The organism is Delftia lacustris (assembly GCF_040267515.1).
GTDB lineage: Bacteria > Pseudomonadota > Gammaproteobacteria > Burkholderiales > Burkholderiaceae_C > Comamonas > Comamonas tsuruhatensis.
Genome location: NZ_CP141274.1, coordinates 2785831 through 2807832, shown reverse-complemented (window position 1 = coordinate 2807832; position 22002 = coordinate 2785831). Strand labels below are relative to the sequence as shown.

Below are 22002 nucleotides of genomic sequence, written 5' to 3'. Positions count from 1 at the left end.
GCAGGCCGCAGCCTCAGGCCGTCACCCCCACCCTCAGCAACTGCTTCTGTATCTTCCCGCTGGCCGTCTTGGGCAGGGCCTCGCGGAAGTGGTAGCGGCGCGGGCGCTTGTAGGCGGCCAGGCGGTCGCCGTGGACCAGGAAGGCGTCCAGCGCCTCGGCCGTGGGTGTGGCGCCCGGCTTGGCAACCACGTGGGCGGCGACGATCTGGCCCCAGCGCTCGTCGGCCTCGCCGATGACGGCGACCTCGAGCACGTCGGCGTGTTCGACCAGCGCGTCTTCCACCTCACGCGGATAGACGTTCTCGGCACCCGAATTGATCATGTAGTCGATGCGGTCGCGGATCCAGAGATAGCCGTCGTCGTCGATGTGGCCCAGGTCGCCCGTGTGGTACCAGCCGTGCGCCAGGGCGCGGGTGTTGGCGTCGGGGCGGTTGAGGTAGCCGGCCATCATGCAGGGGCCGCGCACCAGGATCTCGCCCACCTCGCCGGGCAGGCAGGCCTCGGCCGGGTCGGTGGGGGCGTTGTCTTCGCGCAGGCGGGCCACGATGAGGTCATGGCCCATGGAGGGCAGCCCGGCCGAGCCCGCGTGCGAGAGTTGCTCGCGCGGCAGGAGGATGGACATGCAGGGCCCCATCTCGGTGGTGCCGTAGACCTGGACCAGGTCGCTGCCGACCTTGCGTGTCCATTCGCGGATCAGGTGCGGCGCCATGGAGGCGCCGCCGTACTCCACCAGCCGCAGCGCGGGCGCCTGCTCAGGCGAGGCAATGGGGTCGGCCAGCAGCATGGTGACCATGGTGGGCGCCGCGAAGAAGAAGCTCACGCGCTCTTCGCGGATCAGGCGCCAGGCCTCGGTCACGTCGAAGCGGCGCAGCAGCACCTGGGTGGCACCGGCCTGCAGGCGCGGCAAAAAGCTGGTGTGCAGCTCGGCCGTGTGGTTGAGCGGCGCCATGGCCAGGCCCACGTCGTCGCGCGTGAACTGCATGGTCTGGTGCATGAGGGCGTTGTGCGCCAGCTTGCTGCGGTGCGTATGCAGCACGCCCTTGGGCCGGCCCGTGGTGCCGCTGGTGTACATGAGGATGCAGGGGTCGCTCTCGCGCACATGGGCCTGGGGCGGCGCGCTGCTGCGGCCACTGGCCAGGGCGGACAGGCGCTGCGTGGCCCAGGCCGGCAGCGGGTCGGCCGGGGCATCGTCGGCAAAGATCCAGTGCTCGATGCCCGTGCCAGTGCCGCCACCTTCGGCCTTGAGCAGGGCCTGGGCGCGTGCGGCCACCTCGCCGCCCTCGTGCTCGAACACAAGGGCGCGCGCTGCGCCGTCCTTGAGGATGAAGGCCAGCTCCTGCGCCGCCAGCCGGTAGTTGATGGGATTGAAGATGGCGCCCAGGCGCGCGGCCGCCAGCATGGTGAAGACAAAGGCCGGCGTGTTGTAGAGAAAGGCCGCGACCACGTCGCCATGGCCTATGCCCAGCTCGGCCAGGCCGTGGGCGTGGCGGTTGACTTCGGCATCGAGCTGGGCGTAGGTCCAGGCGCGGCGCTCGCCGCCCTCCCACGCGACCAGGGCTTCCTTGTTCGGCAGGTAACGTGCCGGCCAGGCCAATGTGTCTCCCAGCGTCTGCTGCATGTGCGCTTCTTCCTTCTCGCTCACGAGATTTCATATATCGATGCACCTCAATGTAGGAGATTTTTTAGACAGTTATGCAATTTGCAAATGCATCCATGCAGGCAAGCGCATGGAGTTGCAGTCGGCCCGCGGAAATCCCGAAGCCGCGCGGACGCTGGCCGCAGCTAGAATGCGCCGGTCAGGAGAGAGTGCCCGCCCGGCCGCAATGGTCACAGGCAGCGGCACCGCCGAAGGCGCAGGGTTTCCCGAACGCTCAGGCAAAAGGACTGGCACCGCCTGCCGCCACGGCCGCAGGCGTTCCTAGCTGGAGAGAGATGCAGGGCACGGCGGTGTGCCCCATCCACCGAAGGAGCAAGCCCCACGCATGGAAGGTGCGGGTGAATCTCTCAGGTAAAGCGGACAGCAGGGCAGCACATCCCGGAGGACCGGGATGGCGTTATGCCTTGTTCCTTGCCTGAAAGAGAGCCCTCCTTGTCCGCTGCCTCCACCACCGATCTGCTCAAGACCCCGCTGTTCGACCTGCACCAGGAACTGGGCGCGCGCATGGTGCCGTTTGCCGGCTACTCCATGCCCGTGCAATACCCGCAGGGGCTGATGGCCGAGCATCTGCACACGCGCGAGGCGGCAGGCCTGTTCGATGTCTCGCACATGGGCCAGATCAGCGTGCGCGGTGCCGACGCCGGGGCCGCGCTGGAGTCGCTGATGCCCATGGACGTGCTGGGCCTGGGCGAACACCGCCAGCGCTACGGCCTGCTGCTCAACGACGCGGGCGGCATTCTGGACGACCTGATGTTCGTGCGCCGCGAGGACGACCTGTTCCTGATCGTCAACGGCGCCTGCAAGCACGAAGACCTGGCGCACATCCAGGCCCGCATCGGCCAGCGCTGCGGAATCGAGCCCCAGTTCGACCGGGGCCTGCTGGCGCTGCAGGGCCCGCAGGCCGCAGCCGCCATGGAGCGCCTGCTGCCGGATACGGCCGGCCTGGTGTTCATGACAGGCGGCCACTTCGACTGGGAGGGGGCCGAGCTGTACATCACGCGCAGCGGCTACACCGGCGAGGACGGCTTCGAGATCTCCTTGCCCGCCAGCCACGCCGAGGCCTTTGCCCGTGCCCTGCTGGCCCAGCCCGAAGTCAGGCCCGTGGGCCTGGGCGCGCGCAATTCGCTGCGCCTGGAAGCCGGCCTGTGCCTGTACGGCAACGATCTGGACACGACCACCACCCCGGCCGAGGCCGCCCTGAACTGGGCCGTGCAGAAGGTCCGCCGCGCAGGTGGCGAGCGCGAAGGCGGCTTTCCCGGCGCAGCCACCGTGCTGGCCCAGCTGCAGTCGCCCGAGCTGCTCACGCGCAAGCGCGTGGGCCTGGTGGCCCTGGAGCGCGTGCCCGTGCGCGAAGGCACGGAACTGCTGGATGCCAGCGGCCGCAAGGTCGGCCAGGTCACCAGCGGCCTGCTGTCGCCCACGCTGAACCAGCCCGTGGCACTGGCCTATGTGGAGCCGGGCAGCGCCGCCATCGGCACCACGCTGCAGGCCATGGTGCGCGGCAAGGCCGTGCCCATGCAGGTGCAGGCCACGCCCTTCGTGGCGCCCCGCTATCACCGCGGTTGAGGACAGCCTGCGCGCTTGGCGTGGATCGAGTTCGGCGGATTCGTTTTTCCTGCCATCGCATGCCGCTACAGTGCGCACTGACCTTTCTCAAACCGCCTTTCACAGGTTTTTTCAGTTTCTATCGGAGCAAGCCATGAGCATCCAGTATTCCAAGGACCACGAGTGGATCAACGCCGCCAACCCTGACGCGGCCATCGTCGGCATCACCCTCCACGCGCAGGACGCGCTGGGCGACGTGGTGTTCGTCGACCTGCCCGCCGTGGGCACCAGCTTCAACCAGGGCGATGTGGCCGGCGTGGTCGAGTCCGTCAAGGCCGCCGCCGATGTCTACATGCCCGTCAGCGGCGAGATCGTCGAAGTCAACGAGGCCCTGCGCGACGACCCCTCCCTGGCCAACAGCGACCCGCTGGGCGAAGGCTGGTTCTTCAAGGTCAAGCTCAGCGACGCAGGCCAGCTGGCCGCGCTGCTTGACGAAGCCGCCTACACGGCCTTTGCCCAGAGCAACTGACGCCACTTTCCGGCCAGGACGGGCGCCAGGGCCCGCCCTGGCGCTTTTCAGCTTTTGAGACAGGTCCCTCCATGCTGATGTCCTCCACCCAGCCCCTTGCCGCCCTCGAGAACGCCACCGAATTCGTGGCCCGCCATATCGGCATCGCGCCCGAAGACGATGCCCACATGCTCAGCGCCATCGGCGCGGCATCGCGCGATGCGCTGATCGACGCCATCGTCCCGCCCTCCATCCGGCGCCACCAGCCCATGGCGCTGCCGCCAGCGGCCACCGAGGCCCAGGCGCTGGCCGAACTCAAGGCGCTGGCAGGCCGCAACCAGTTGCTCAAAAGCTTCATCGGCCAGGGCTACTACGGCACGCACACGCCCGGCGTCATCCTGCGCAACATTCTCGAGAACCCCGCCTGGTACACGGCCTACACGCCCTACCAGGCCGAGATCTCGCAAGGCCGCATGGAGGCCCTGGTCAACTTCCAGACCATGGTCTGCGACCTGACGGCCATGCCGATTGCCAACGCCTCCATGCTGGACGAGGCCACGGCGGCCGCCGAGGCCATGACGCTGGCCAAGCGCTCCGTCAAAAGCAAGAGCAACCGTTTCGTGGTGGCCGGCGATGCCCACCCCCAGACCATCGAGGTGATACAGACGCGCGCCGCGCCGCTGGGCATCGAGGTGCTGCTGGCCAACTCGCTGGAGGAATGGAACCAGCTGATGGAGGGCGACTACTTCGCCGTGCTGGCCCAGTACCCTGCCACCAGCGGCCGCATCGACGATCTGCGCGCCGACGTGGACAAGGCCCATGGCAAGCAGGCCGCCTTCATCGTGGCCACCGACCTGCTGGCGCTGACCCTGATCACGCCGCCCGGCGAATGGGGTGCCGACATCGTGGTGGGCACCACCCAGCGCTTTGGCATGCCCATGGGCGCCGGCGGCCCGCACGCCGCCTTCATGGCCTGCCGCGACGAGTTCAAGCGCTCCCTGCCCGGCCGCCTGGTCGGCGTGAGCGTGGACGTGCACGGCAAGCCCGCCTACCGCCTGGCACTGCAGACGCGCGAGCAGCACATCCGCCGCGAAAAGGCCACCTCCAACATTTGCACGGCCCAGGTGCTGCCCGCCGTGGTGGCCAGCATGTACGCCGTCTACCACGGCCCCGAGGGCCTGGAGCGCATCGCCCGCCGCGTGGCCTCGTACACGGCCATCCTGGCGCGCGGCCTGGCCGAGCTGGGCGCGCCGCTGCGCGAGGCGCCCAGCTTCGACACGCTGAGCCTGCACACGGGCGCGGCCACCCAGGCCATCGTGGAGCGTGCCGTGTCCCTGGGCGCCAACCTGCGCGTGTATTTCAAGGAATACCTGTGCATCTCGCTGGACGAGACCACCACGCGCGCCGATGTCGAGCTGCTGTGGAAGATCTTCGCCCGGGACGGCCAGGCCCTGCCCAGCTTCACCGCCTTCGAAAAGGGCGTGGAGCCGCTGATTCCCGACGGACTGCGCCGCAGCAGCGCCTTCCTCACGCACCCGGTGTTCAACACCCACCGCTCCGAGACCGCCATGCTGCGCTACATCCGCCAGCTGTCGGACAAGGACCTGGCGCTGGACCGCAGCATGATCCCGCTGGGCTCCTGCACCATGAAGCTCAACGCCACCAGCGAGATGATTCCCATCACCTGGCCCGAATTCGCCCAGGTGCACCCCTTTGCCCCGGCCGACCAGCAGCAGGGCTATGCGGAACTGGACAAGCAGCTGCGCGACTGGCTATGCCAGGCCACGGGCTACGCCGGCATCAGCCTGCAGCCCAATGCCGGCAGCCAGGGCGAGTACGCGGGCCTGCTGGCCATCAAGGGCTGGCATGCGAGCCGGGGCCAGTCGCACCGCAACGTCTGCCTGATTCCCAGCAGCGCCCACGGCACCAACCCCGCCAGCGCGCAGATGGTGGGCATGCAGGTGGTGGTCACCGCCTGCGACGCCAACGGCAACGTCGACATGGCGGACCTGGCGGCCAAGTGCGAGCAGCACAGTGCCAACCTGGCCTGCATCATGATCACCTACCCCAGCACGCACGGCGTGTTTGAGACCCAGGTCAAGGAGCTGTGCAAGCTGGTGCATGACCACGGCGGCCGCGTCTACGTGGACGGCGCCAACATGAACGCCCTGGTGGGCCTGGCCGCGCCGGGCAGCTTCGGCGGCGATGTCAGCCACCTGAACCTGCACAAGACCTTCTGCATCCCGCACGGCGGCGGCGGCCCGGGCGTGGGCCCGGTCTGCGTGGTCGAGGATCTCGTGCCCTTCCTGCCCGGCCATGCCACCACGGGCCTTGCGGGAGGCACGGGTGCCATCAGTGCCGCGCCGCTGGGCAATGCGGCCGTGCTGCCCATCAGCTGGATGTACATCCGCATGATGGGCGCCCAGGGCCTGACCCTGGCCACCGAGACCGCCATCCTCAGCGCCAACTACATCAGCGCCCGGCTGCGCGACCACTACCCCACGCTGTACGCGGGCGAGCACGGCCATGTGGCGCACGAGTGCATCCTGGACCTGCGCCCGTTCAAGGAAAGCACGGGCGTCATGGCCGAGGACGTGGCCAAGCGCCTGATCGACTACGGCTTCCATGCGCCCACGCTGTCCTTCCCCGTGCCCAACACGCTGATGGTGGAGCCCACCGAAAGCGAAAGCCTGTACGAGCTGGACCGCTTCGTGGACGCCATGATCGCCATCCGCGAGGAAATCCGCGCCATCGAGCAGGGCCGCCTGCCCCAGGACGACAACCCGCTCAAGAACGCGCCGCACACGGCCGAGACCCTGCTGGCTTCGGAATGGACCCACCCGTACAGCCGCGAGGCCGCCTCCTACCCCGTGGCTGCCCTGCGCCAGTCCAAGTACTGGTGTCCCGTGGGCCGGGTGGACAACGTCTACGGCGACCGCAACCTCTACTGCAGCTGCATCCCGGTCGACGCTTACCTGAGCTGAAGCACCTGCCACCCAAAGGGGCGCTTGTGGCGCCCCGGCCGGCGCGCGTACACTGCGGCCCTGCCCGCGCCGGGCCCCGGTCCATCTGCCGGACGCCAGGCGCGGGCAACCAGGATTTGTGCGGCAGATGCCGCTTTCCCCAGCGCCAGCACGCGATGAGCAGCCAAGACCCTTCCGACCAGCCTCGCGACGACGAGCACCTGCCCCTGCATGCCTTGCTGGCGCCCGGCGCCGACCTGCCCCCCGTCGAACGTTTCCCCTCCTTCCAGCCCGAAGACGATCCGCTGCAGGCCCTGGTCGCCGAGCTGCGCAACTACCAGCGCGAGCTGGAGATCCAGAACCGCGTGCTGGACTACAGCCAGGCCGTGGCCGAAAGCGCCTCCGAGCGCTTCGAAGCCCTGTTTGCCAGCATTCCCCTGCCCCTGCTGGTGGTGGACGAGCACGACATGGTGGTGCAGGCCAACGCCATGGCGCACAGCGCCTTCCAGCCCACCGAGCATGACCGGCTGCTGGTCAATTTCGCGCCCTTCGTGCACCCTGACGACGCCGAGCGCGTGCGCGAGACCTTCGTTGCGGCACGCGAGCTGGGCCGCACCGAGGCCCACGAGGTCTGCTTCGACATCACCGAGCAGCACCAGCTGCGCGCCGACCTGCATGTGGCCTGCATCGCCATCCCGCAGCAAAGCGGCCCGCCCATTGCGCAGTACCTGTGCGCCGTGGTCGACCAGGGTCCGCTGCTGGCCGAGCGCCTGGCGCTGCAGCAGCGCAACCACCAGCTGTTCCTGAGCGAGCGGCGGCTCGAATCGGTCATCAACTCGGCCCTGGACGCCATCATCTGCCTGGACCACGAGCAGCGCATCACCGTCTTCAATCCCACGGCTGCCGCCCTGTTTCTGTGTCCGCCGCACGACGCGCTGGGCAGTCCGCTGGAGCGTTTCCTGCCCGATGCGGCCCAGGCCCTGTCCTTTGCGCCGCTGACCACGCAGGCCGTGCTGGGCGAGATGACGGCACGCACGGCCAGCGGCCGCGAAATCCCGGTCGAGGTCAGCGTCTCCTTCGAGCACCACAGCGGCGGCGAGACCACCACCGTGTTCGCGCGCGACCTCACCAGCCGCAAGAAGGCCGAGGCCCAGCGCAACGAGCTGGAAGACCAGCTGCGCGAATCGCACAAGATGCAGGCCCTGGGCACCATGGCCGGCGGCATTGCCCACGACTTCAACAACATCGTGGGCGCCATCCTGGGCAATGTGGAGCTGGCCAAGGCCGACTGCGGCGGCAATGCCGCAGCCATCGAAAGCCTGCAGGAGATCGAAAAGGCCGGCCGCCGCGCGCGCGATCTGGTGCGCCAGATCCTGACGTTCAGCCGCAATGAACCGCCGCAGCGCAAGCCTGTGCAGGCGCGCGAGGTCATGGGCGACACGGCGCGGCTGCTGCGCGTGACCCTGCCGCCCGCCGTGGAGCTGCAGGTGCACGTGCCGCCGCAGATGCCGCCCATGCTGGCCGACGCCATGCAGGTGGAGCAGGCCCTGTTCAACCTGTGCACCAATGCCATGCACGCCCTGGGCGAGCGGCGCGGCCTGATCCAGATGGATGCCGACCTGGTGCGCCCGGACCAGCGCCTGTGCGAACGCCTGGGCCTGCCGCCCGTCAGCTATGTGGCGCTGTCGGTGCAGGACAACGGCCCCGGCATGGACGCACGCACGCTGCAGCGCATCTTCGAGCCCTTCTTCACCACCAAGCCCGTGGGCCAGGGAACGGGCCTGGGCCTGCCCGTGGTACACGGTGTCATGCGCAACCACGGCGGCGCCGTGGACGTGTACAGCATCCCCGGCCAGGGCAGCCGCTTCACGCTGTACTTTCCTCCGGCCGACCCCCTGACGCCGGCCGACTCTGCACCGGCCGAGCCCCTCGCCGCCCAGGCGCTGCCCAGCGCACCCGAGCCCCTGGCGGCCGCGGAAACCCCGACCGGCCCGCAGTTCGCCCTGCTGCCCGACCCGCAGGCCGCGCAGCAGCATGTGATGTACGTGGACGATGACCAGGCCCTGGTCTTTCTGGTGCAGCGCCTGCTGCGCCGGCGCGGCTACCAGGTCAGCGGCTTCACCGATCCGCACGAGGCCATCGAGGCGCTGCGCGCCGCGCCCCAGGACTGCGACCTGCTGGTCACCGACTACAACATGCCCGGCTACAGCGGCATCGACCTGGTGCATGAGGCCCTGTCCATCCAGCCGCAGCTGCCCATCGCGCTGGCCTCGGGCTACATCACCACCGAGATCGAGCAGGCCGCATTGGCTGCAGGCGCCAGGGCCCTGGTCCACAAGCCCAACGACGTGGAAGAGCTGTGCGCCACGGTGCACAGGCTGCTGAATGAGCGGGGAACGGCTTGACCCCTGAGCAACGCGATGGCGGCGCCAGTGCAGGTGACGGCGCAGGCGTCATCTGCCTGCACGAAGATGCCGAACTGCTGGTGCTGGACAAGCCCAGCGGCCTGCTGTGCGTGCCCGGGCGCGGCCCAGACAAGCAGGACTGCCTGAGCGCCCGCGCCCTGCAGCGCTGGCCCGATGCGCTGGTCGTGCACCGGCTGGACCAGGCCACCTCGGGCCTGGTGATCATGGCGCGCAGCCTGGCCAGCCAGCGCCTGCTGAGCGAGGCCTTTGCGCAGCGCCGCGTGCACAAGCGCTATGTGGCCGTGGTGGCAGGCAGCCCCACCGCGCGGCAAGCCGGCGCATGGCAGAGCATCGACCTGCCGATTGCAGCCGACTGGGAGCGGCGCCCGCTGCGCATCATCGATGCCGTGCAGGGCAAGCCCAGCCAGACCCTGTGGCGCGCCCTGCCAGGCGCGCAAGCCACCGAAGTCCGGGACGCAATCACCACGCGGGTGCAGCTGCAGCCCGTGACGGGGCGCACCCACCAGCTGCGCGTGCACATGGCCGCGCTGGGCCATCCCATCCTGGGCGATGCGCTCTATGCCGATGCCGCCGTGCAGGCGCTGTCGCCGCGCCTGCTGCTGCATGCGCAGCTGCTGGAGCTGGCGCATCCCCTGTCTGGCGAGACGCTGCGTTTCGAATCCGCCGCGCCGTTCTGATCCATCGCAGGAACACGCAAATCATCGCCACCGCGTACGTTGCTGCAATGCAACATTCAGCGTACGTGTTTCCCCTTCTTGCAGTTGGTCATATTGACTTCATGAAGCACCGTCAGGGTGCATCGTCGGCATCAGCCGTTTTCTTCGGCCAAAACAGCCCCCGCCCGACGGCGCAGGCCGCGATGGGAGCCTTAGCGAAAAGCCTGTTGCCGCGCCAGCCCCGGGATACCCTGTTGCCATTGGTAACCAGGCGATTAACCTGTGCTTCTTTGCGCGGCTAGCCCCTACAGGAGCCACCGCGTTTTTCAGAACGCTTTACCCAAAGTTGAAGGAAGTACTCATGAGCATTCCGTTCCGCATGCACACCGTCGTCGCCGCCCTGGGTTTGGCTGGCGCCGCCCTGTTCTCCACAGCGCATGCGCAAATCAAGATCGCCATGGTGGTTCCCACCACCGGCCCGCTGACGCAGTACGGCGACATGGTCAAGGAAGGCGTGAACACCGCCGTGGAAATGGCCAATGCGGCCGGCGGCGTCAACGGCAAGAAGATCGAGCTGGTGTCCGTCGATGACGCCTGCGAACCCAAGCAAGGTCCCGTGGCCGCCAACCGCGTGGTCAACGCCAAGATCGGCTACGTGATCGGCCCCGTCTGCTCGGGCGCATCGATTGCCGCAGCCCCGATCTACAACAACGAAGGCGTGGTCGTGGTGACCCCCTCGGCGACGTCCCCCGCCCTGACCGACGGCAAGAACTACCACTTCATCTTCCGCACCATCGGCCGCGATGACCAGCAGGGCCCGGCCGCCGCCAAGTTCATCCTGGAAAAGGCCAAGCCCAAGAAGGTTGCCGTGCTGCACGACAAGCAGTCGTATGGCCAGGGCATTGCATCCTCCGTGCGCGACGACCTGAAGAAGGCCGGCGTGGAAGTGGCCCTGTTCGAAGGCATCAACGCCGGCGACAGCGACTACTCCGCCGTCATCACCAAGCTCAAGAGCGCCGGCGTGGACTTCATCTACTACGGTGGCTACCACCCCGAAATGGGCCTGCTGCTGCGCCAGGCTTCCGAGCAGGGCCTGAAGGTCCGCATGATGGGCCCCGAAGGCGTGGGCAACCCCGAAGTCAACGCCATCGCCGGCAACGCCGTCGAAGGCATGCTGGTGACCCTGCCCGCAGACTTCTCGGCCAACCCCAAGAACGCCGCCGTGGTCAAGGCCTTCAAGGACAAGAAGCGCAATCCTTCGGGCGCCTTCCAACTGACCGCATTTGCCGCCACGCAAGTGCTGCTGGACAGCATCAAGGCCGTGGGCGACAGCCCCGCCAAGGTGGCTGACCACCTGCACAAGTCCAACTTCGAGACCGTTCTGGGCTCGGTGGGCTGGAACAAGCAGGGCGACCTGAAGTCCTTCGACTTCCAGGTGTTCGAATGGCACAAGGACGGCAGCAAGTCGGTCGTTGCCAAGTAATCCCCCTCCGTCTGACTGACCGGGGCACGCATTCGGCGTGTCCCGGTCGTCTGCATCCTGGCCTTTTAGGCCTTTTCCTGTTTTGGGGCGGCATTACACCATGTCAGAACTCTTACCTCAGCTGATACAGCAGCTGTTCAACGGACTGTCCCTGGGCGCCATCTATGCCCTGATCGCCATCGGCTACACGATGGTCTACGGCATCATCGGGATGATCAACTTCGCCCACGGCGACATCTACATGATCGGGGCCTACATCGGCCTGGTCACGCTGTCGGCCATAGGCACGCAAAGCGGCCTGCCGGTGTGGGCCATCATCGGCCTGATGCTGGTGGTCTCGGTCTTCGTCACCGGCGTCTATGGCCTGGTGGTGGAGCAGGTGGCCTACAAGCCGCTGCGCCGCAGTCCCCGCCTGGTGGCCCTGATCTCGGCCATCGGCATGTCCATCTTCCTGCAGAACTGGGTGGCCCTGGGCCAGGGTGCGCGCGACATGGCCGTGCCCTCGCTGCTGCCGGGCGCGCTGCGCTTCGGTGCCGAAGGCGGCTTCGAGATCTATGTGCCCTACTCGCGCATCCTGATCATCGTGGTGGCCATCGTGCTCATGGTGCTGCTGACGCTGTACATCCGCCACTCGCGCATGGGCCGCGCCTCGCGCGCCTGCGCCCAGGACATGCACATGGCCAGCCTGCTGGGCATCGACACCAACCGCGTGATCTCGTTCACCTTCGTGCTGGGCGCCATGCTGGCGGCCGTGGGCGGGGTGCTGATCGCGCTGGCCGTGGGCAAGCTCAACCCGTTCATCGGCTTTCTGGCCGGCATCAAGGCCTTCACGGCCGCGGTGCTGGGCGGCATCGGCTCCATCCCCGGCGCCATGCTTGGCGGCGTGCTGCTGGGCGTGGCCGAAACCTTTGCGGCAGCCTACATCTCGTCCGAGTACAAGGACATCGTGGCCTTCGGCCTGCTGGTGCTGATCCTGCTGTTCCGCCCCACGGGCCTGCTGGGCAAACCTGAAGTGGAGAAGGTCTGATGAAAACCAAACCCACTTTGAACCTGCGCGACGCCCTGATCGCCACGGTGATGACGGCCGTGGTCGTCACGCCCATCTTCGGCCTGCACCTGGAACGCGCCGGCACCCGCACCATCATCAACCCCGACTGGACGGTGGTGGCCTGGGCCTGCGCCCTGGTCTTCCTGGTGCAGCTGCTGCGCCCGCTGATCGCGGCGAAGATGCCCAAGGTCTCGCTGCCCTCGCTGCCGCAGGCGCGCCCCAGCCACCGCAACGGCCTGATGCTGGCGGCCCTGCTGATCGCCGTGTCCTGGCCCTTCTTTGCGGGCCGCAACGCGGTGGACATCGCCACGCTGGCCATGATCTACGTGATGCTGGGCCTGGGCCTGAACATCGTCGTGGGCTTTGCCGGCCTGCTGGACCTGGGCTTCGTGGGCTTCTACGCCGTGGGCGCCTACACCTATGCGCTGCTCTTCCACTGGGCCGGCTGGTCCTTCTGGGAAGCGCTGCCGCTGGCCGGTGCCGCTGCCGCGATGTTCGGCTTCGTGCTGGGCTTTCCGGTGCTGCGGCTGCGCGGTGACTACCTGGCCATCGTGACCCTGGGCTTTGGCGAGATCATCCGCCTGCTGCTGGTCAACCTGACCAGCATCACGGGCGGGCCGGACGGCATCTCCAGCATCCCCAAGCCCACGGTGCTGGGCCTGGAGATGACGCGCACCCCCTCCACCGAGGGCGGCACGACGTTCCACCAGTTCCTGGGGCTGGAGTTCAGCTCGCTGCACATGGTGATCTTCCTGTACCTGATGGCACTGCTGCTGGCCGTGGTCACGCTGTGGATCTCCAACCGCCTGGTGCGCATGCCCATAGGCCGCGCCTGGGAGGCACTGCGCGAGGACGAGATCGCCTGCCGCTCCCTGGGCCTGAACCCCATGAAGATCAAGCTGTCGGCCTTCACGCTGGGCGCCATGTTCGCCGGCTTCGGCGGCGCCTTCTTCGCGGCGCGCCAAGGCATCGTCAACCCCGAGTCCTTCACCTTCATCGAGTCGGCGCTGATCCTGTCCATCGTGGTGCTGGGCGGCATGGGCTCGCAGCTGGGCGTGATCATCGCGGCCATCTTGCTGACGGTGCTGCCCGAGCTGGCGCGCGAGTTCTCCGAGTACCGCATGCTGATCTTCGGCCTGGTGATGGTGCTGATGATGGTCTGGCGCCCGCAGGGCCTGCTGCCCATGCGCCGTCGCCATGTGGAGGTACGCTCATGAGGCATGCCGACACCATGATTTTTGGGACAACAGATAGCAGCAAGGGCCGGCAATGAGCGAGTATTTGCTAGAAGTCAAAGACCTGTGCATGCGCTTCGGCGGCCTGCTGGCCGTGGACCACGTGGGCTTCAACGTGCGTCCGCAGGAAGTGTTTGCCATCATCGGCCCCAACGGCGCCGGCAAGACCACGGTGTTCAACTGCATCAGCGGTTTCTACCAGCCCAGCAGCGGCTCCATCGCGCTGGACGGCAGCGCCATCGAGGGGCGCAGCAGCCACCACGTGGCCAACCACGGCGTGGTGCGCACCTTCCAGAACGTGCGCCTGTTCAAGTCCATGACGGTGCTGGAAAACCTGCTGGTGGCACAGCACCGCCGCTCGGGCGTCAACCTGCTGTCGGGCCTGTTCAACACGGCGGGCTACCGCCGCAGCGAAGAGGAAAAGATCGAGAGCGCCCTGCACTGGCTGGACGTGATGGGCCTGCGCGAGTTCGTCAACCGCGAGGCCGGCAACCTGGCCTACGGCCACCAGCGCCGCCTGGAGATCGCGCGCTGCATGATCACCAAGCCGCGCGTGCTCATGCTCGACGAACCCGCCGCCGGCCTGAACCCGCAGGAGAAAAAGGACCTGCAGGGCCTGATCGACCAGCTGCGCCGCCAGTACGGCATTGCCGTGCTGCTGATCGAGCACGACATGGGCCTGGTCATGGGCGTGTCCGAGCGCATCCTGGTCATGGAGTACGGCAAGCCCATCGCCATGGGCCTGCCGGATGCCATTCGCAACGATGAACGGGTCATCAAGGCCTATCTGGGAGAAGCCTGATGCCTGCCATGCTGCAACTGGAGAACATCTCCACCCACTACGGCGCCATCTGCGCGGTCGACAGCGTCAGCCTGCACGTCAACCAGGGCGAGATCGTCTCGCTGATCGGCTCCAACGGCGCCGGCAAGACCTCGCTGCTGATGACGGTGTGCGGCAACCCGCGCGCCAGCTCGGGCCGCATCTCGTTCGAGGGCGAGGACATCACCCAGCTTCCTTCGCACCACATCATGCGCAAGGGCATTGCGGTCTCGCCAGAAGGGCGGCGCATCTTCTCGGACCTCACGGTCACCGACAACCTGAAGATGGGCGGATTCTTCCTGGACAAGCCGCAGATCGAGGCCGGCATCGAACATGTGTTCGGCCTCTTCCCGCGCCTGCGCGAGCGCGCCCACCAGCGCGCCGGCACCATGTCGGGCGGCGAGCAGCAGATGCTGGCCATCGGCCGCGCGCTGATGAGCAAGCCCCGCCTGCTGCTGCTGGACGAGCCCACGCTGGGCCTGGCGCCGCTGATCATTGCGCAGATCTTCGAGATCATCCAGACCATCCGCGCCGCTGGCGTCACGGTCTTCCTGGTCGAGCAGAACGCCAACCGCGCCCTGCAGATCGCCGACCGCGGCTATGTGCTGGAGACCGGCAAGGTGGTGCTGGAGGACACCGGCGCCAACCTGCTGACCAACGACGCCGTGCGCCGCGCCTACCTGGGCGCCTGACAACGCACAGGCGCCCAGCGCTCCACGGGCCCGCCCTTTGGCGGGCCTTTTTCTTTTCACACGCAGATCGCACAGTGGTCTGGTCCTGCGCGGCCGATTGTGGGGTCTGCGGCCTGGGCGCAGGCGTTATAAAACACGTCCCTGCCTCTCATTGCTCCCCCACGCCCATGAACGCCCCCGCCCCCCATGACATGCTGCAACCCCTGGCCATCGACGTGGTGTCCGTGCAGTCCCAGGTCGTCTACGGCCGCGTTGGCAACAACGTGGCCATGCCCACGCTGCAGGCCCTGGGACTGGCGGCGGCAGCCGTGCCCACGGTGGTGTTCAGCAATACGCCGCACTATCCCAGCATCCACGGCGGAGCAATTGCCGCCGAGTGGTTTGCGGGCTATCTGCAGGACCTGGGCGCGCGCGGCGCGCTCAGGCAACTGCAGGCCGTGCTGGCCGGCTACCTGGGCGGGCCGGAACAGGCCGGGCTGCTGGCGGACTGGGTGGCGGGCCTGCTGCAGCAGCGCCCCGGCCTGCGCGTGGTGGTGGACCCGGTGATCGGCGACCACGACAGCGGCATCTACGTGGACCCCGCCATGGTCGAGGCCTACCAGCGCCACCTGCTGCCCCTGGCCGACGGGCTGACACCCAACCATTTCGAGCTGGAACGGCTGACCGCGCGCCCTGTGCACGGCATGGACGATGTGGTCCAGGCCGCGCGCAGCCTGCTGACCGGCCGCACGCAGTGGGTGGCCGTGACCAGCGCGGCGCCCAAGCTGGGCGGCGAGCATGCACTGCGCATGCGCGTGGCGCTGGTCACGCGCGAGGACGTGCATGTGGTCACCCACGCGCGCGTGGATGCGGTGCCCAAGGGAACGGGCGACTTGTTCAGCGCCGCGCTCACCGGCCACTGGCTGCAGGGCGCCAGCCTGCGCGAGGCGGCCGAGCGCGCCTGCGAACGCATCGTGCAGGCGCTGGAGCGCACGCGGCAGGCGCGCAGCGCCGAGCTGCTGCTGCCCTCGGACCCCGTCGCCGCCCGGGCAATGACCGCGCAGGCAGCACCGGCAGCACGGGCACAAGCGATACCATCGCCCGCATGAACAATGCATCGCCTCTCCTTTCCCTGACGATTCTCACGGGCGCTTCGCGCGGCATGGGCCTGGCCATGGCCCGGCAACTGCTCGATGCCGGCCATGAGCTGGTCACGCTGTCGCGCTCCACCAGCGAAGACCTGAACCGGGCCGCCGCCACGGCAGGCGCCCCGCTGCAGCAGTGGAGCGTGGACCTGGGCGAGCCCGAGGCAGCGGCCCGCAGGCTGGGCGAATGGCTCGCCGGGCTGGACGCCACGCGCTACGCCAGCGTCACCCTGATCAACAACGCGGGCGTGATTCCGCAGATCGCGCCGCTGTCGCAGCTGCGGCCCGCCGACATCGCCCAGGCCATGCGCGTGGGACTGGAGGCGCCCATGCTGCTGACGGCCGCCTTCCTGGCCGCCACCGAAGGCTGGACGGCCGTGCCGCGCAAGGTGCTCAACATTTCTTCGGGCCTGGGGCGGCGCGCCATTGCCTCGCAGGCCTCCTACTGCGCGGCCAAGGCCGGCATGGACCATTTCAGCCGCAGCGTGGCGCTGGACGAGGCGCTCAAACCCCACGGCGCGCGCATCTGCTCGCTGGCGCCCGGCGTCATCGACACCGACATGCAGGTGCAGCTGCGCAGCGCCGATGCCGCAGCCTTTCCCGACGCAGGCAACTTCGCCCAGCTCAAGGAGGGCGGCAAGCTGTCCACGCCCGAGCAGGCCGCCACCCTGGTGCTGGGCTGGCTGCAGCGCGCGGATTTTGGCGAGCAGGTCGTGGCCGACGTGCGCCAGCCCTGAACGTACGGGTCTGGCAGGCCCGATGCAGCAATGAAAACCCCGGCAGCAGACAGAAACATATCGCCGTGCTGCCGGAAACAATCCAGCCATTCGCCCTGGAAAATATTCCGCAAGTTTTACCGGTTGCAGGAATCATTTCCCATATCCAGGCCGCGCATTGCCTTGGAAACCGTCATCTGGCAAAGGATGACGTTTTTCGTCTGCGTTTGCCAGTCCTGCTTTTCCAATCCTCCTACAGTGGCATTTATTGCGGCTGGCAAGAATGGGGCACTCAACTCCAGGAAATCCAGCCATGTCCATTGCCTATTCCGATCCCCTGGCAACGCCAGTGGTCCCTGCGGCCAATACATCCGTCAGCGGTGTTTCATGGGCGGCGATATTCGCGGGCGCCATGGCGGCGGCCTCGCTGTCGCTGCTGCTGTTCATTCTGGGCACGGGCCTGGGCCTGTCGTCTGTCTCGGTATGGACCGGCCAGGGCATGGATGCCGGCGCCCTGGGGTGGACGGCCGTGGCCTGGATCGCCTTCACCCAGCTGGCCTCCGCCGGCGTGGGCGGGTACCTGGCCGGGCGGCTGCGCACCCGCTGGCAAGGCGTGCATACGGACGAGGTCTACTTCCGCGACACGGCCCACGGCTTTCTGTCCTGGGCGCTGGCCACGCTGGCCATGGTGGCCCTGATGGGCGCTGCGGCCGGTGGTGCGGTGTCCGGCGCCTTCAAGGCGGCGCAGACCGTGGCCACCAGCGCCTCCAGCGTGGTGGGTGGCGCGATCGGCGCCACCGGCGGTGCGGCTGCTGGCGGTGCCGCAGCCATGGCCGGTGCCTCGGGCGCCGATGCCTCGCCCCAGGGCCTGGCCTACTGGACCGGCAGCCTGTTCCGCAATTCCGCGGCAACCTCCGGCAGCACAACGCCTGCCGACATGGCCAGCGCCACGCGGGAGGCCGGCGTGATCTTTGCCCAGTCGCTGCGCACCGGCCAGCTTTCTGCGGCCGATGAGCAATATCTGGCCCAGCTGATTGCGCGCAATTCCGATATTCCGGTGGAAGAAGCGCAAAAGAAAGTGCGAAGCACCTTTGATTCCGTACAGATGCAGATAAAGCAGGCCGAGCAAAAGGCAGAAGAGGCCAAGCAAAAGGCCAAGCAGGCCGCTGAAGAAACGCGAAAGGCCACCGCCCATTCCATGCTCTGGCTGTTTGTTTCCCTGATGCTGGGCGCCTTTGTGGGCAGCCTGTGCGCCACCTGGGGTGGCCGCCAACGCGATGCCATTTGATTTTGCATCGCAGTCAACACCATCCAACCATTCATTGAACGGAGGCCATTCATGCGATCCATACTGCTTTTTCTTCTGGGCGTGCCCATTCCCATTATCATTTTGATTGCACTGATGTTCTGAAGGAGCGCCGCATGCCCGCACCGCGCCGCAGCCACCCGGTCACGCAGCAGCCGCGGCGGGCTGCTGCGGCCGGCGGGCAGGACAAGGCTGCTGCTTCGCTGGCGGCCTACCGGCAAAAGCGCGACTTCACGCGCACGCCGGAGCCCTCGGCAGAACCTTCCAGCGACGCGATTGCAGGGCAGCCCGGCACGGGTGTCCTGCAATTCGTCATTCAAAAGCACTGGGCCAGCCATCTGCACTACGACTTCCGGCTGGAGCTGGACGGCAGCATGAAAAGCTGGGCCGTGCCCAAGGGCCCCAGCTACGACCCGGCCGACAAGCGCATGGCCGTGCAGGTGGAAGACCACCCCATGGCCTACAACCGCTTCGAAGGCCAGATTCCGCCGGGCCAGTACGGTGCGGGCAAGGTCATCATCTGGGACCGGGGCACCTGGTGGCCACAAGGCGACGCCGCCGAGGGCCTTCGCAAGGGCAAGCTCAAGTTCGAGCTGCGCGGCCACAAGCTGCAGGGCCGCTGGACCCTGGTGCGCATGCGCGGCAAGGACGATGCCAAAAAACCCGCGTGGCTGCTGATCAAGGAGCATGACGGGCTGGAACGCGCCGCCGGCGAATTCAGCGTGGTCGAGGACATGCCCGACAGCGTGGCGGGCCTTCCCCTGGAACCTGCAGCAGCGGCAACGACAGAAACAGAAACAGAAACAACAACAGCAACAGCGCCAGCGCCAGCACGAAAGCAGCACGCCGGCACCGCGACCATGCCGCAGGAGATCGCCCCCCAGCTGGCGACCTTGGTGGACCGCCCGCCCACGGAGGCCGGGCAATGGATCTTCGAGAGCAAGTTCGACGGCTACCGCCTGCTGGCGCGCATCGACAGCGGTACCGTGCGGCTTGTCACGCGCAACGGCAAGGACTGGACCGCCAGAATGCCTGCCCTGGCCCGCGCCTTGGCTGCCCTGCCCTTGCAAACAGGCTGGATCGACGGCGAGGTGCTGATGCTGGACAGCGACGACCGCCCCGACTTCCAGGCCCTGCAGAACGCCTTCGACGGCGAGCACACCGACCTGCTGGTCTTCTTCGCCTTCGACCTGCTGTGGCACGACGGCCAGGACCTGCGCCAGCAGCCCGTGGAACAGCGCCGCCAGCGGTTGCAGGAGCTGCTGCACAAGGCGCCGTCGGACCGCGTTCGGTTCAGCCAGGCCTTTGACGCCCCGCCCGCCGACCTGATGGCCGCCGCCTGCCGGCTGGGCCTGGAGGGCGTGATCGGCAAGCGGCGCGGCAGCGCCTACGTCTCGCGGCGCAGCATGGACTGGATCAAGCTCAAGTGCGGCCACCGCCAGGAGTTCGTGATCGCCGGCTATACCGATCCCCAGGGCTCGCGCACCGGCCTGGGGGCCCTGGTCCTCGCCGTGCATGGCGAGGACGGGCAGCTGCACGCGGCCGGCAAGGTCGGCACGGGTTTCAACGCACGCACCCTGGCCGACCTGCGCCAGCGCCTGGACGGCCTGGCCACCGGCACATCCCCGCTGGCAGACACCCGGGGCCTTGGCAGCCAGGTGCACTGGGTGCGCCCCACCCTGCTGGCCGAAGTCTCGTTCGCGCAATGGACCGCGGACGGCCGCATCCGCCACGCCGTATTCCAGGGACTGCGCACGGACAAGCCTGCGCGCCGCATCGCAAAAGAGGAGCCACAGCACGTGCCATCGACCGCATCTTCACCCCGCACCGCAACCCGCCACAAAGCCGCCCCGCCCCGCATGGCCAAGGCGGCGCGCCTGCCCGCCACGATCGCCATCACACATGCCGAGCGTGTCATCGACCCCTCCACCGGCATCACCAAGATGGAGCTGGCGCGCTACTACGCCACGGTGGCCCCCTTCATGATCACCCACCTCAAGGCCCGGCCCGTGGCCATGGTGCGCGCGCCGGAGGGCATCGAGGGCGAGCTGTTCTTCCAGAAACACATGGACCAGACGCCGCTGCAGGGCATTGCCGCCCTGGCGCCCGAACTCGATCCCGGCCATGCGCCGCTGATGGAGGTGGCGCGGCGTGAAGGCCTGGTGGCGGCTGCGCAGATGAACACCATCGAATGGCACACCTGGAATGCCCGCCGGGACCGCATCGACCGGCCCGACCGCATGACCTTCGACCTGGACCCCGGCGAGGGCGTGCCCTGGACGCAGGTGCAGGAAGCGGCCACCTTGCTGCATGTGCTGCTGCAGGAGCTGGAGCTGCCGGCCTTCCTCAAGACCAGCGGAGGCAAGGGCCTGCATGTGGTCGTGCCGATCAAGCGGCTGCTGGACTGGGACACGGTCAAGGCCTTCTCCCAGGCCGTGGTCCAGCACCTGGCCAGCACCGTGCCCCAGCGCTTCATGGCCAAGAGCGGGCCACGCAACCGCGTGGGAAAAATCTTCGTGGACTACCTGCGCAACGGCTTTGGCGCCACCACGGCCTGCGCGTGGACAGCGCGTGCGCGGCCCGGCATGGGCATCTCCGTGCCCGTGGGCTGGAACGAGCTCGACAGGCTCACGGGCGGCGCGCACTGGACCATTCGCTCGGTGGACCAGCGCCTGCGCCTGGGCAACTCGCCCTGGGAGCACTACGGCACGGCGGCCACCAGCCTGGGCCGCGCCATGAAGGCGCTGGGCTTCGAGGCACCGGCCCGCGAAGCGCCGCCAACGAGGAAAGCACAACGATGACCAGGAAAGCCACATCTCCCCGCACGGCCCCGGCCGTCTCCTCGCGCAGCCTGTGGAAGGGGGCCATCAGCTTTGGCCTGGTCCACATCCCGATAGGCCTGTATGCGGCCACGGCCAGCACGGACATCGACTTCGACTGGCTGGACAAGCGCAACATGCAGCCCGTGGGCTACAAGCGCATCAACAAAGTCACAGGCAAGGAGGTGGCCTCGGCCGACATCGTCAAGGGCGTGGAATTCGAAGAAGGCCGCTACGTGGTGCTGAGCGCCGAAGAGATTGCCGCCGCCTTTCCCAAGACCACGCAGACCATAGAGATCGAGGCCTTTGTCGATGCCGACGATATCCCCTTCATCTACCTGGAGCGGCCCTACTACACCGCCCCCCTGCACCGGGGCGGGAAGGTCTACGCACTGCTGCGCGAGGCGCTGCGCAAGAGCAACAAGGTGGGCGTGGCCAAGGTCGTCATCCAGGCCAAGCAGCACCTGGCCATCCTGATCCCCTGCGGCCGGGCGCTGGTGCTGAACCTGCTGCGCTGGGGCGGCGAGATCCGTTCCTTCGAGCAGCTGGACCTGCCGCCGCTGGACGCAAGGGCCGCAGGCATCAAGGCCGCCGAAATGACCATGGCCCTGGCACTGATCAAGGACATGAGCCAGGCCTGGGACGCCGACCAGTTCCGCAACTCCTTCAGCGAGGAAATCCACCAGCTGGTGCAGGCCAAGGCCCATGCGGGCGACGTGCAAAGTGTGCAAAGGCAGCAGGACGCGCCCGCCGCACCCGCCAACGCAGCCGTGCTGGATCTGACCGCCCTGCTCAGGAGCAGCCTGGGCAAGGCAGGCAGCGGGGCCCCCGCCTCCGCGGCCAAGGAAAAAAATACCGGGGCGGCGGCAAAAGCTGCAAAAGCTGCAAAAGCGCCCGCGACCCGGACAACACCCAAGCCCCGAAAGCCAGCGTCCAAGGCGCCTGCAAAACGTTCAACATCCAAATGAAACGGACCATTGCCGTTTTGCATAATCTACAAATGG

General features: G+C 67.7%; 16 protein-coding genes and 2 riboswitches. Of the genes, 15 read left to right on the top strand and 1 reads right to left on the bottom strand.

The annotated features are described in order from the left end of the window. Positions 1-13: 13 nt before the first annotated feature. Positions 14-1618 (bottom strand): fatty acid--CoA ligase, encoded by a 1605-nt coding sequence (locus tag U6958_RS14180; RefSeq protein WP_074922930.1) that lies wholly within the window; start codon positions 1616-1618, stop codon positions 14-16. A gap of 169 nt (positions 1619-1787) precedes the next feature. Then, positions 1788-1897: riboswitch (glycine riboswitch) on the top strand. Positions 1898-1912: 15 nt separating this feature from the next. After that, a riboswitch (glycine riboswitch) is annotated at positions 1913-2031 on the top strand. 25 nt (positions 2032-2056) lie between these two features. On the opposite strand from U6958_RS14180, the gene gcvT reads away from it, so the two are divergent. The 15 genes from gcvT (at position 2057) to U6958_RS14105 (ending at position 21966) form a co-directional block, all read left to right on the top strand. Beyond that, positions 2057-3223 carry a glycine cleavage system aminomethyltransferase GcvT gene (gene gcvT, locus U6958_RS14175; protein ID WP_074922929.1) on the top strand — a complete coding sequence of 389 codons (1167 nt, stop codon included), beginning with the start codon at positions 2057-2059 and terminating at the stop codon, positions 3221-3223. Between the two features lie 133 nt (positions 3224-3356). Next, a complete protein-coding gene (gene gcvH / locus U6958_RS14170) occupies positions 3357-3731 on the top strand; it encodes a glycine cleavage system protein GcvH (RefSeq protein ID WP_012206130.1) in 375 nt (124 codons plus the stop codon). 71 nt (positions 3732-3802) lie between these two features. Beyond that, entirely contained in the window at positions 3803-6694 is a 2892-nt protein-coding gene (gene gcvP, locus U6958_RS14165; protein WP_074922928.1) for an aminomethyl-transferring glycine dehydrogenase, read from the top strand. A gap of 155 nt (positions 6695-6849) precedes the next feature. Next, on the top strand, positions 6850-9078 hold the full coding sequence (locus U6958_RS14160; protein WP_017404836.1) for a PAS domain-containing sensor histidine kinase: 2229 nt from the start codon (positions 6850-6852) through the stop codon (positions 9076-9078). Next, complete coding sequence (locus U6958_RS14155) at positions 9075-9776, top strand: RluA family pseudouridine synthase (protein WP_016446332.1); 702 nt, start codon at positions 9075-9077, stop codon at positions 9774-9776. Before U6958_RS14160 ends, U6958_RS14155 begins: the two co-directional genes overlap by 4 nt. Positions 9777-10116: 340 nt before the next feature. Continuing rightward, positions 10117-11238: a branched-chain amino acid ABC transporter substrate-binding protein gene (locus U6958_RS14150; protein ID WP_074922927.1), complete on the top strand. Its 1122-nt coding sequence runs from the start codon at positions 10117-10119 to the stop codon at positions 11236-11238. Between the two features lie 100 nt (positions 11239-11338). Beyond that, entirely contained in the window at positions 11339-12265 is a 927-nt protein-coding gene (gene livH / locus U6958_RS14145) for a high-affinity branched-chain amino acid ABC transporter permease LivH (protein ID WP_016446334.1), read from the top strand. After that, positions 12265-13503 (top strand): high-affinity branched-chain amino acid ABC transporter permease LivM, encoded by a 1239-nt coding sequence (locus U6958_RS14140; protein WP_016451503.1) that lies wholly within the window; start codon positions 12265-12267, stop codon positions 13501-13503. Before livH ends, U6958_RS14140 begins: the two co-directional genes overlap by 1 nt. A 52-nt stretch (positions 13504-13555) precedes the next feature. Beyond that, positions 13556-14323, top strand: coding sequence for a high-affinity branched-chain amino acid ABC transporter ATP-binding protein LivG (gene livG / locus U6958_RS14135; RefSeq protein WP_016446336.1), 768 nt, complete (start codon positions 13556-13558; stop codon positions 14321-14323). Positions 14324-14331: 8 nt separating this feature from the next. After that, entirely contained in the window at positions 14332-15033 is a 702-nt protein-coding gene (locus U6958_RS14130; protein WP_026062223.1) for an ABC transporter ATP-binding protein, read from the top strand. A gap of 167 nt (positions 15034-15200) precedes the next feature. Then, positions 15201-16121, top strand: coding sequence for a pyridoxine/pyridoxal/pyridoxamine kinase (gene pdxK / locus U6958_RS14125; RefSeq protein WP_074922926.1), 921 nt, complete (start codon positions 15201-15203; stop codon positions 16119-16121). Continuing rightward, a complete protein-coding gene (locus U6958_RS14120) occupies positions 16118-16894 on the top strand; it encodes an SDR family NAD(P)-dependent oxidoreductase (protein WP_046240202.1) in 777 nt (258 codons plus the stop codon). The genes pdxK and U6958_RS14120 overlap by 4 nt, the downstream gene beginning before the upstream one ends. A 292-nt stretch (positions 16895-17186) precedes the next feature. Continuing rightward, positions 17187-18161, top strand: a complete 975-nt coding sequence (locus tag U6958_RS14115; protein WP_074922925.1) for a hypothetical protein — start codon at positions 17187-17189, stop codon at positions 18159-18161. Between the two features lie 134 nt (positions 18162-18295). Continuing rightward, positions 18296-20980: a DNA ligase D gene (ligD, locus tag U6958_RS14110; protein ID WP_074922924.1), complete on the top strand. Its 2685-nt coding sequence runs from the start codon at positions 18296-18298 to the stop codon at positions 20978-20980. Beyond that, positions 20977-21966, top strand: a complete 990-nt coding sequence (locus tag U6958_RS14105; RefSeq protein WP_016451498.1) for a Ku protein — start codon at positions 20977-20979, stop codon at positions 21964-21966. Before ligD ends, U6958_RS14105 begins: the two co-directional genes overlap by 4 nt. The last annotated feature ends 36 nt before the right edge of the window (positions 21967-22002 follow it).

Coding starts and splice junctions, on each gene's coding strand:
- gcvP (WP_074922928.1), top strand. CDS start 3,803: ATGCTGATGTCCTCCACCCAGCCCCTTGCCGCCCTCGAGAACGCCACC.
- U6958_RS14130 (WP_026062223.1), top strand. CDS start 14,332: ATGCTGCAACTGGAGAACATCTCCACCCACTACGGCGCCATCTGCGCG.
- U6958_RS14180 (WP_074922930.1), bottom strand. CDS start 1,618: ATGCAGCAGACGCTGGGAGACACATTGGCCTGGCCGGCACGTTACCTG.
- U6958_RS14150 (WP_074922927.1), top strand. CDS start 10,117: ATGAGCATTCCGTTCCGCATGCACACCGTCGTCGCCGCCCTGGGTTTG.
- ligD (WP_074922924.1), top strand. CDS start 18,296: ATGCCCGCACCGCGCCGCAGCCACCCGGTCACGCAGCAGCCGCGGCGG.
- gcvT (WP_074922929.1), top strand. CDS start 2,057: ATGCCTTGTTCCTTGCCTGAAAGAGAGCCCTCCTTGTCCGCTGCCTCC.
- gcvH (WP_012206130.1), top strand. CDS start 3,357: ATGAGCATCCAGTATTCCAAGGACCACGAGTGGATCAACGCCGCCAAC.
- livH (WP_016446334.1), top strand. CDS start 11,339: ATGTCAGAACTCTTACCTCAGCTGATACAGCAGCTGTTCAACGGACTG.
- livG (WP_016446336.1), top strand. CDS start 13,556: ATGAGCGAGTATTTGCTAGAAGTCAAAGACCTGTGCATGCGCTTCGGC.
- pdxK (WP_074922926.1), top strand. CDS start 15,201: ATGAACGCCCCCGCCCCCCATGACATGCTGCAACCCCTGGCCATCGAC.
- U6958_RS14120 (WP_046240202.1), top strand. CDS start 16,118: ATGAACAATGCATCGCCTCTCCTTTCCCTGACGATTCTCACGGGCGCT.
- U6958_RS14140 (WP_016451503.1), top strand. CDS start 12,265: ATGAAAACCAAACCCACTTTGAACCTGCGCGACGCCCTGATCGCCACG.
- U6958_RS14115 (WP_074922925.1), top strand. CDS start 17,187: ATGTCCATTGCCTATTCCGATCCCCTGGCAACGCCAGTGGTCCCTGCG.
- U6958_RS14105 (WP_016451498.1), top strand. CDS start 20,977: ATGACCAGGAAAGCCACATCTCCCCGCACGGCCCCGGCCGTCTCCTCG.
- U6958_RS14160 (WP_017404836.1), top strand. CDS start 6,850: ATGAGCAGCCAAGACCCTTCCGACCAGCCTCGCGACGACGAGCACCTG.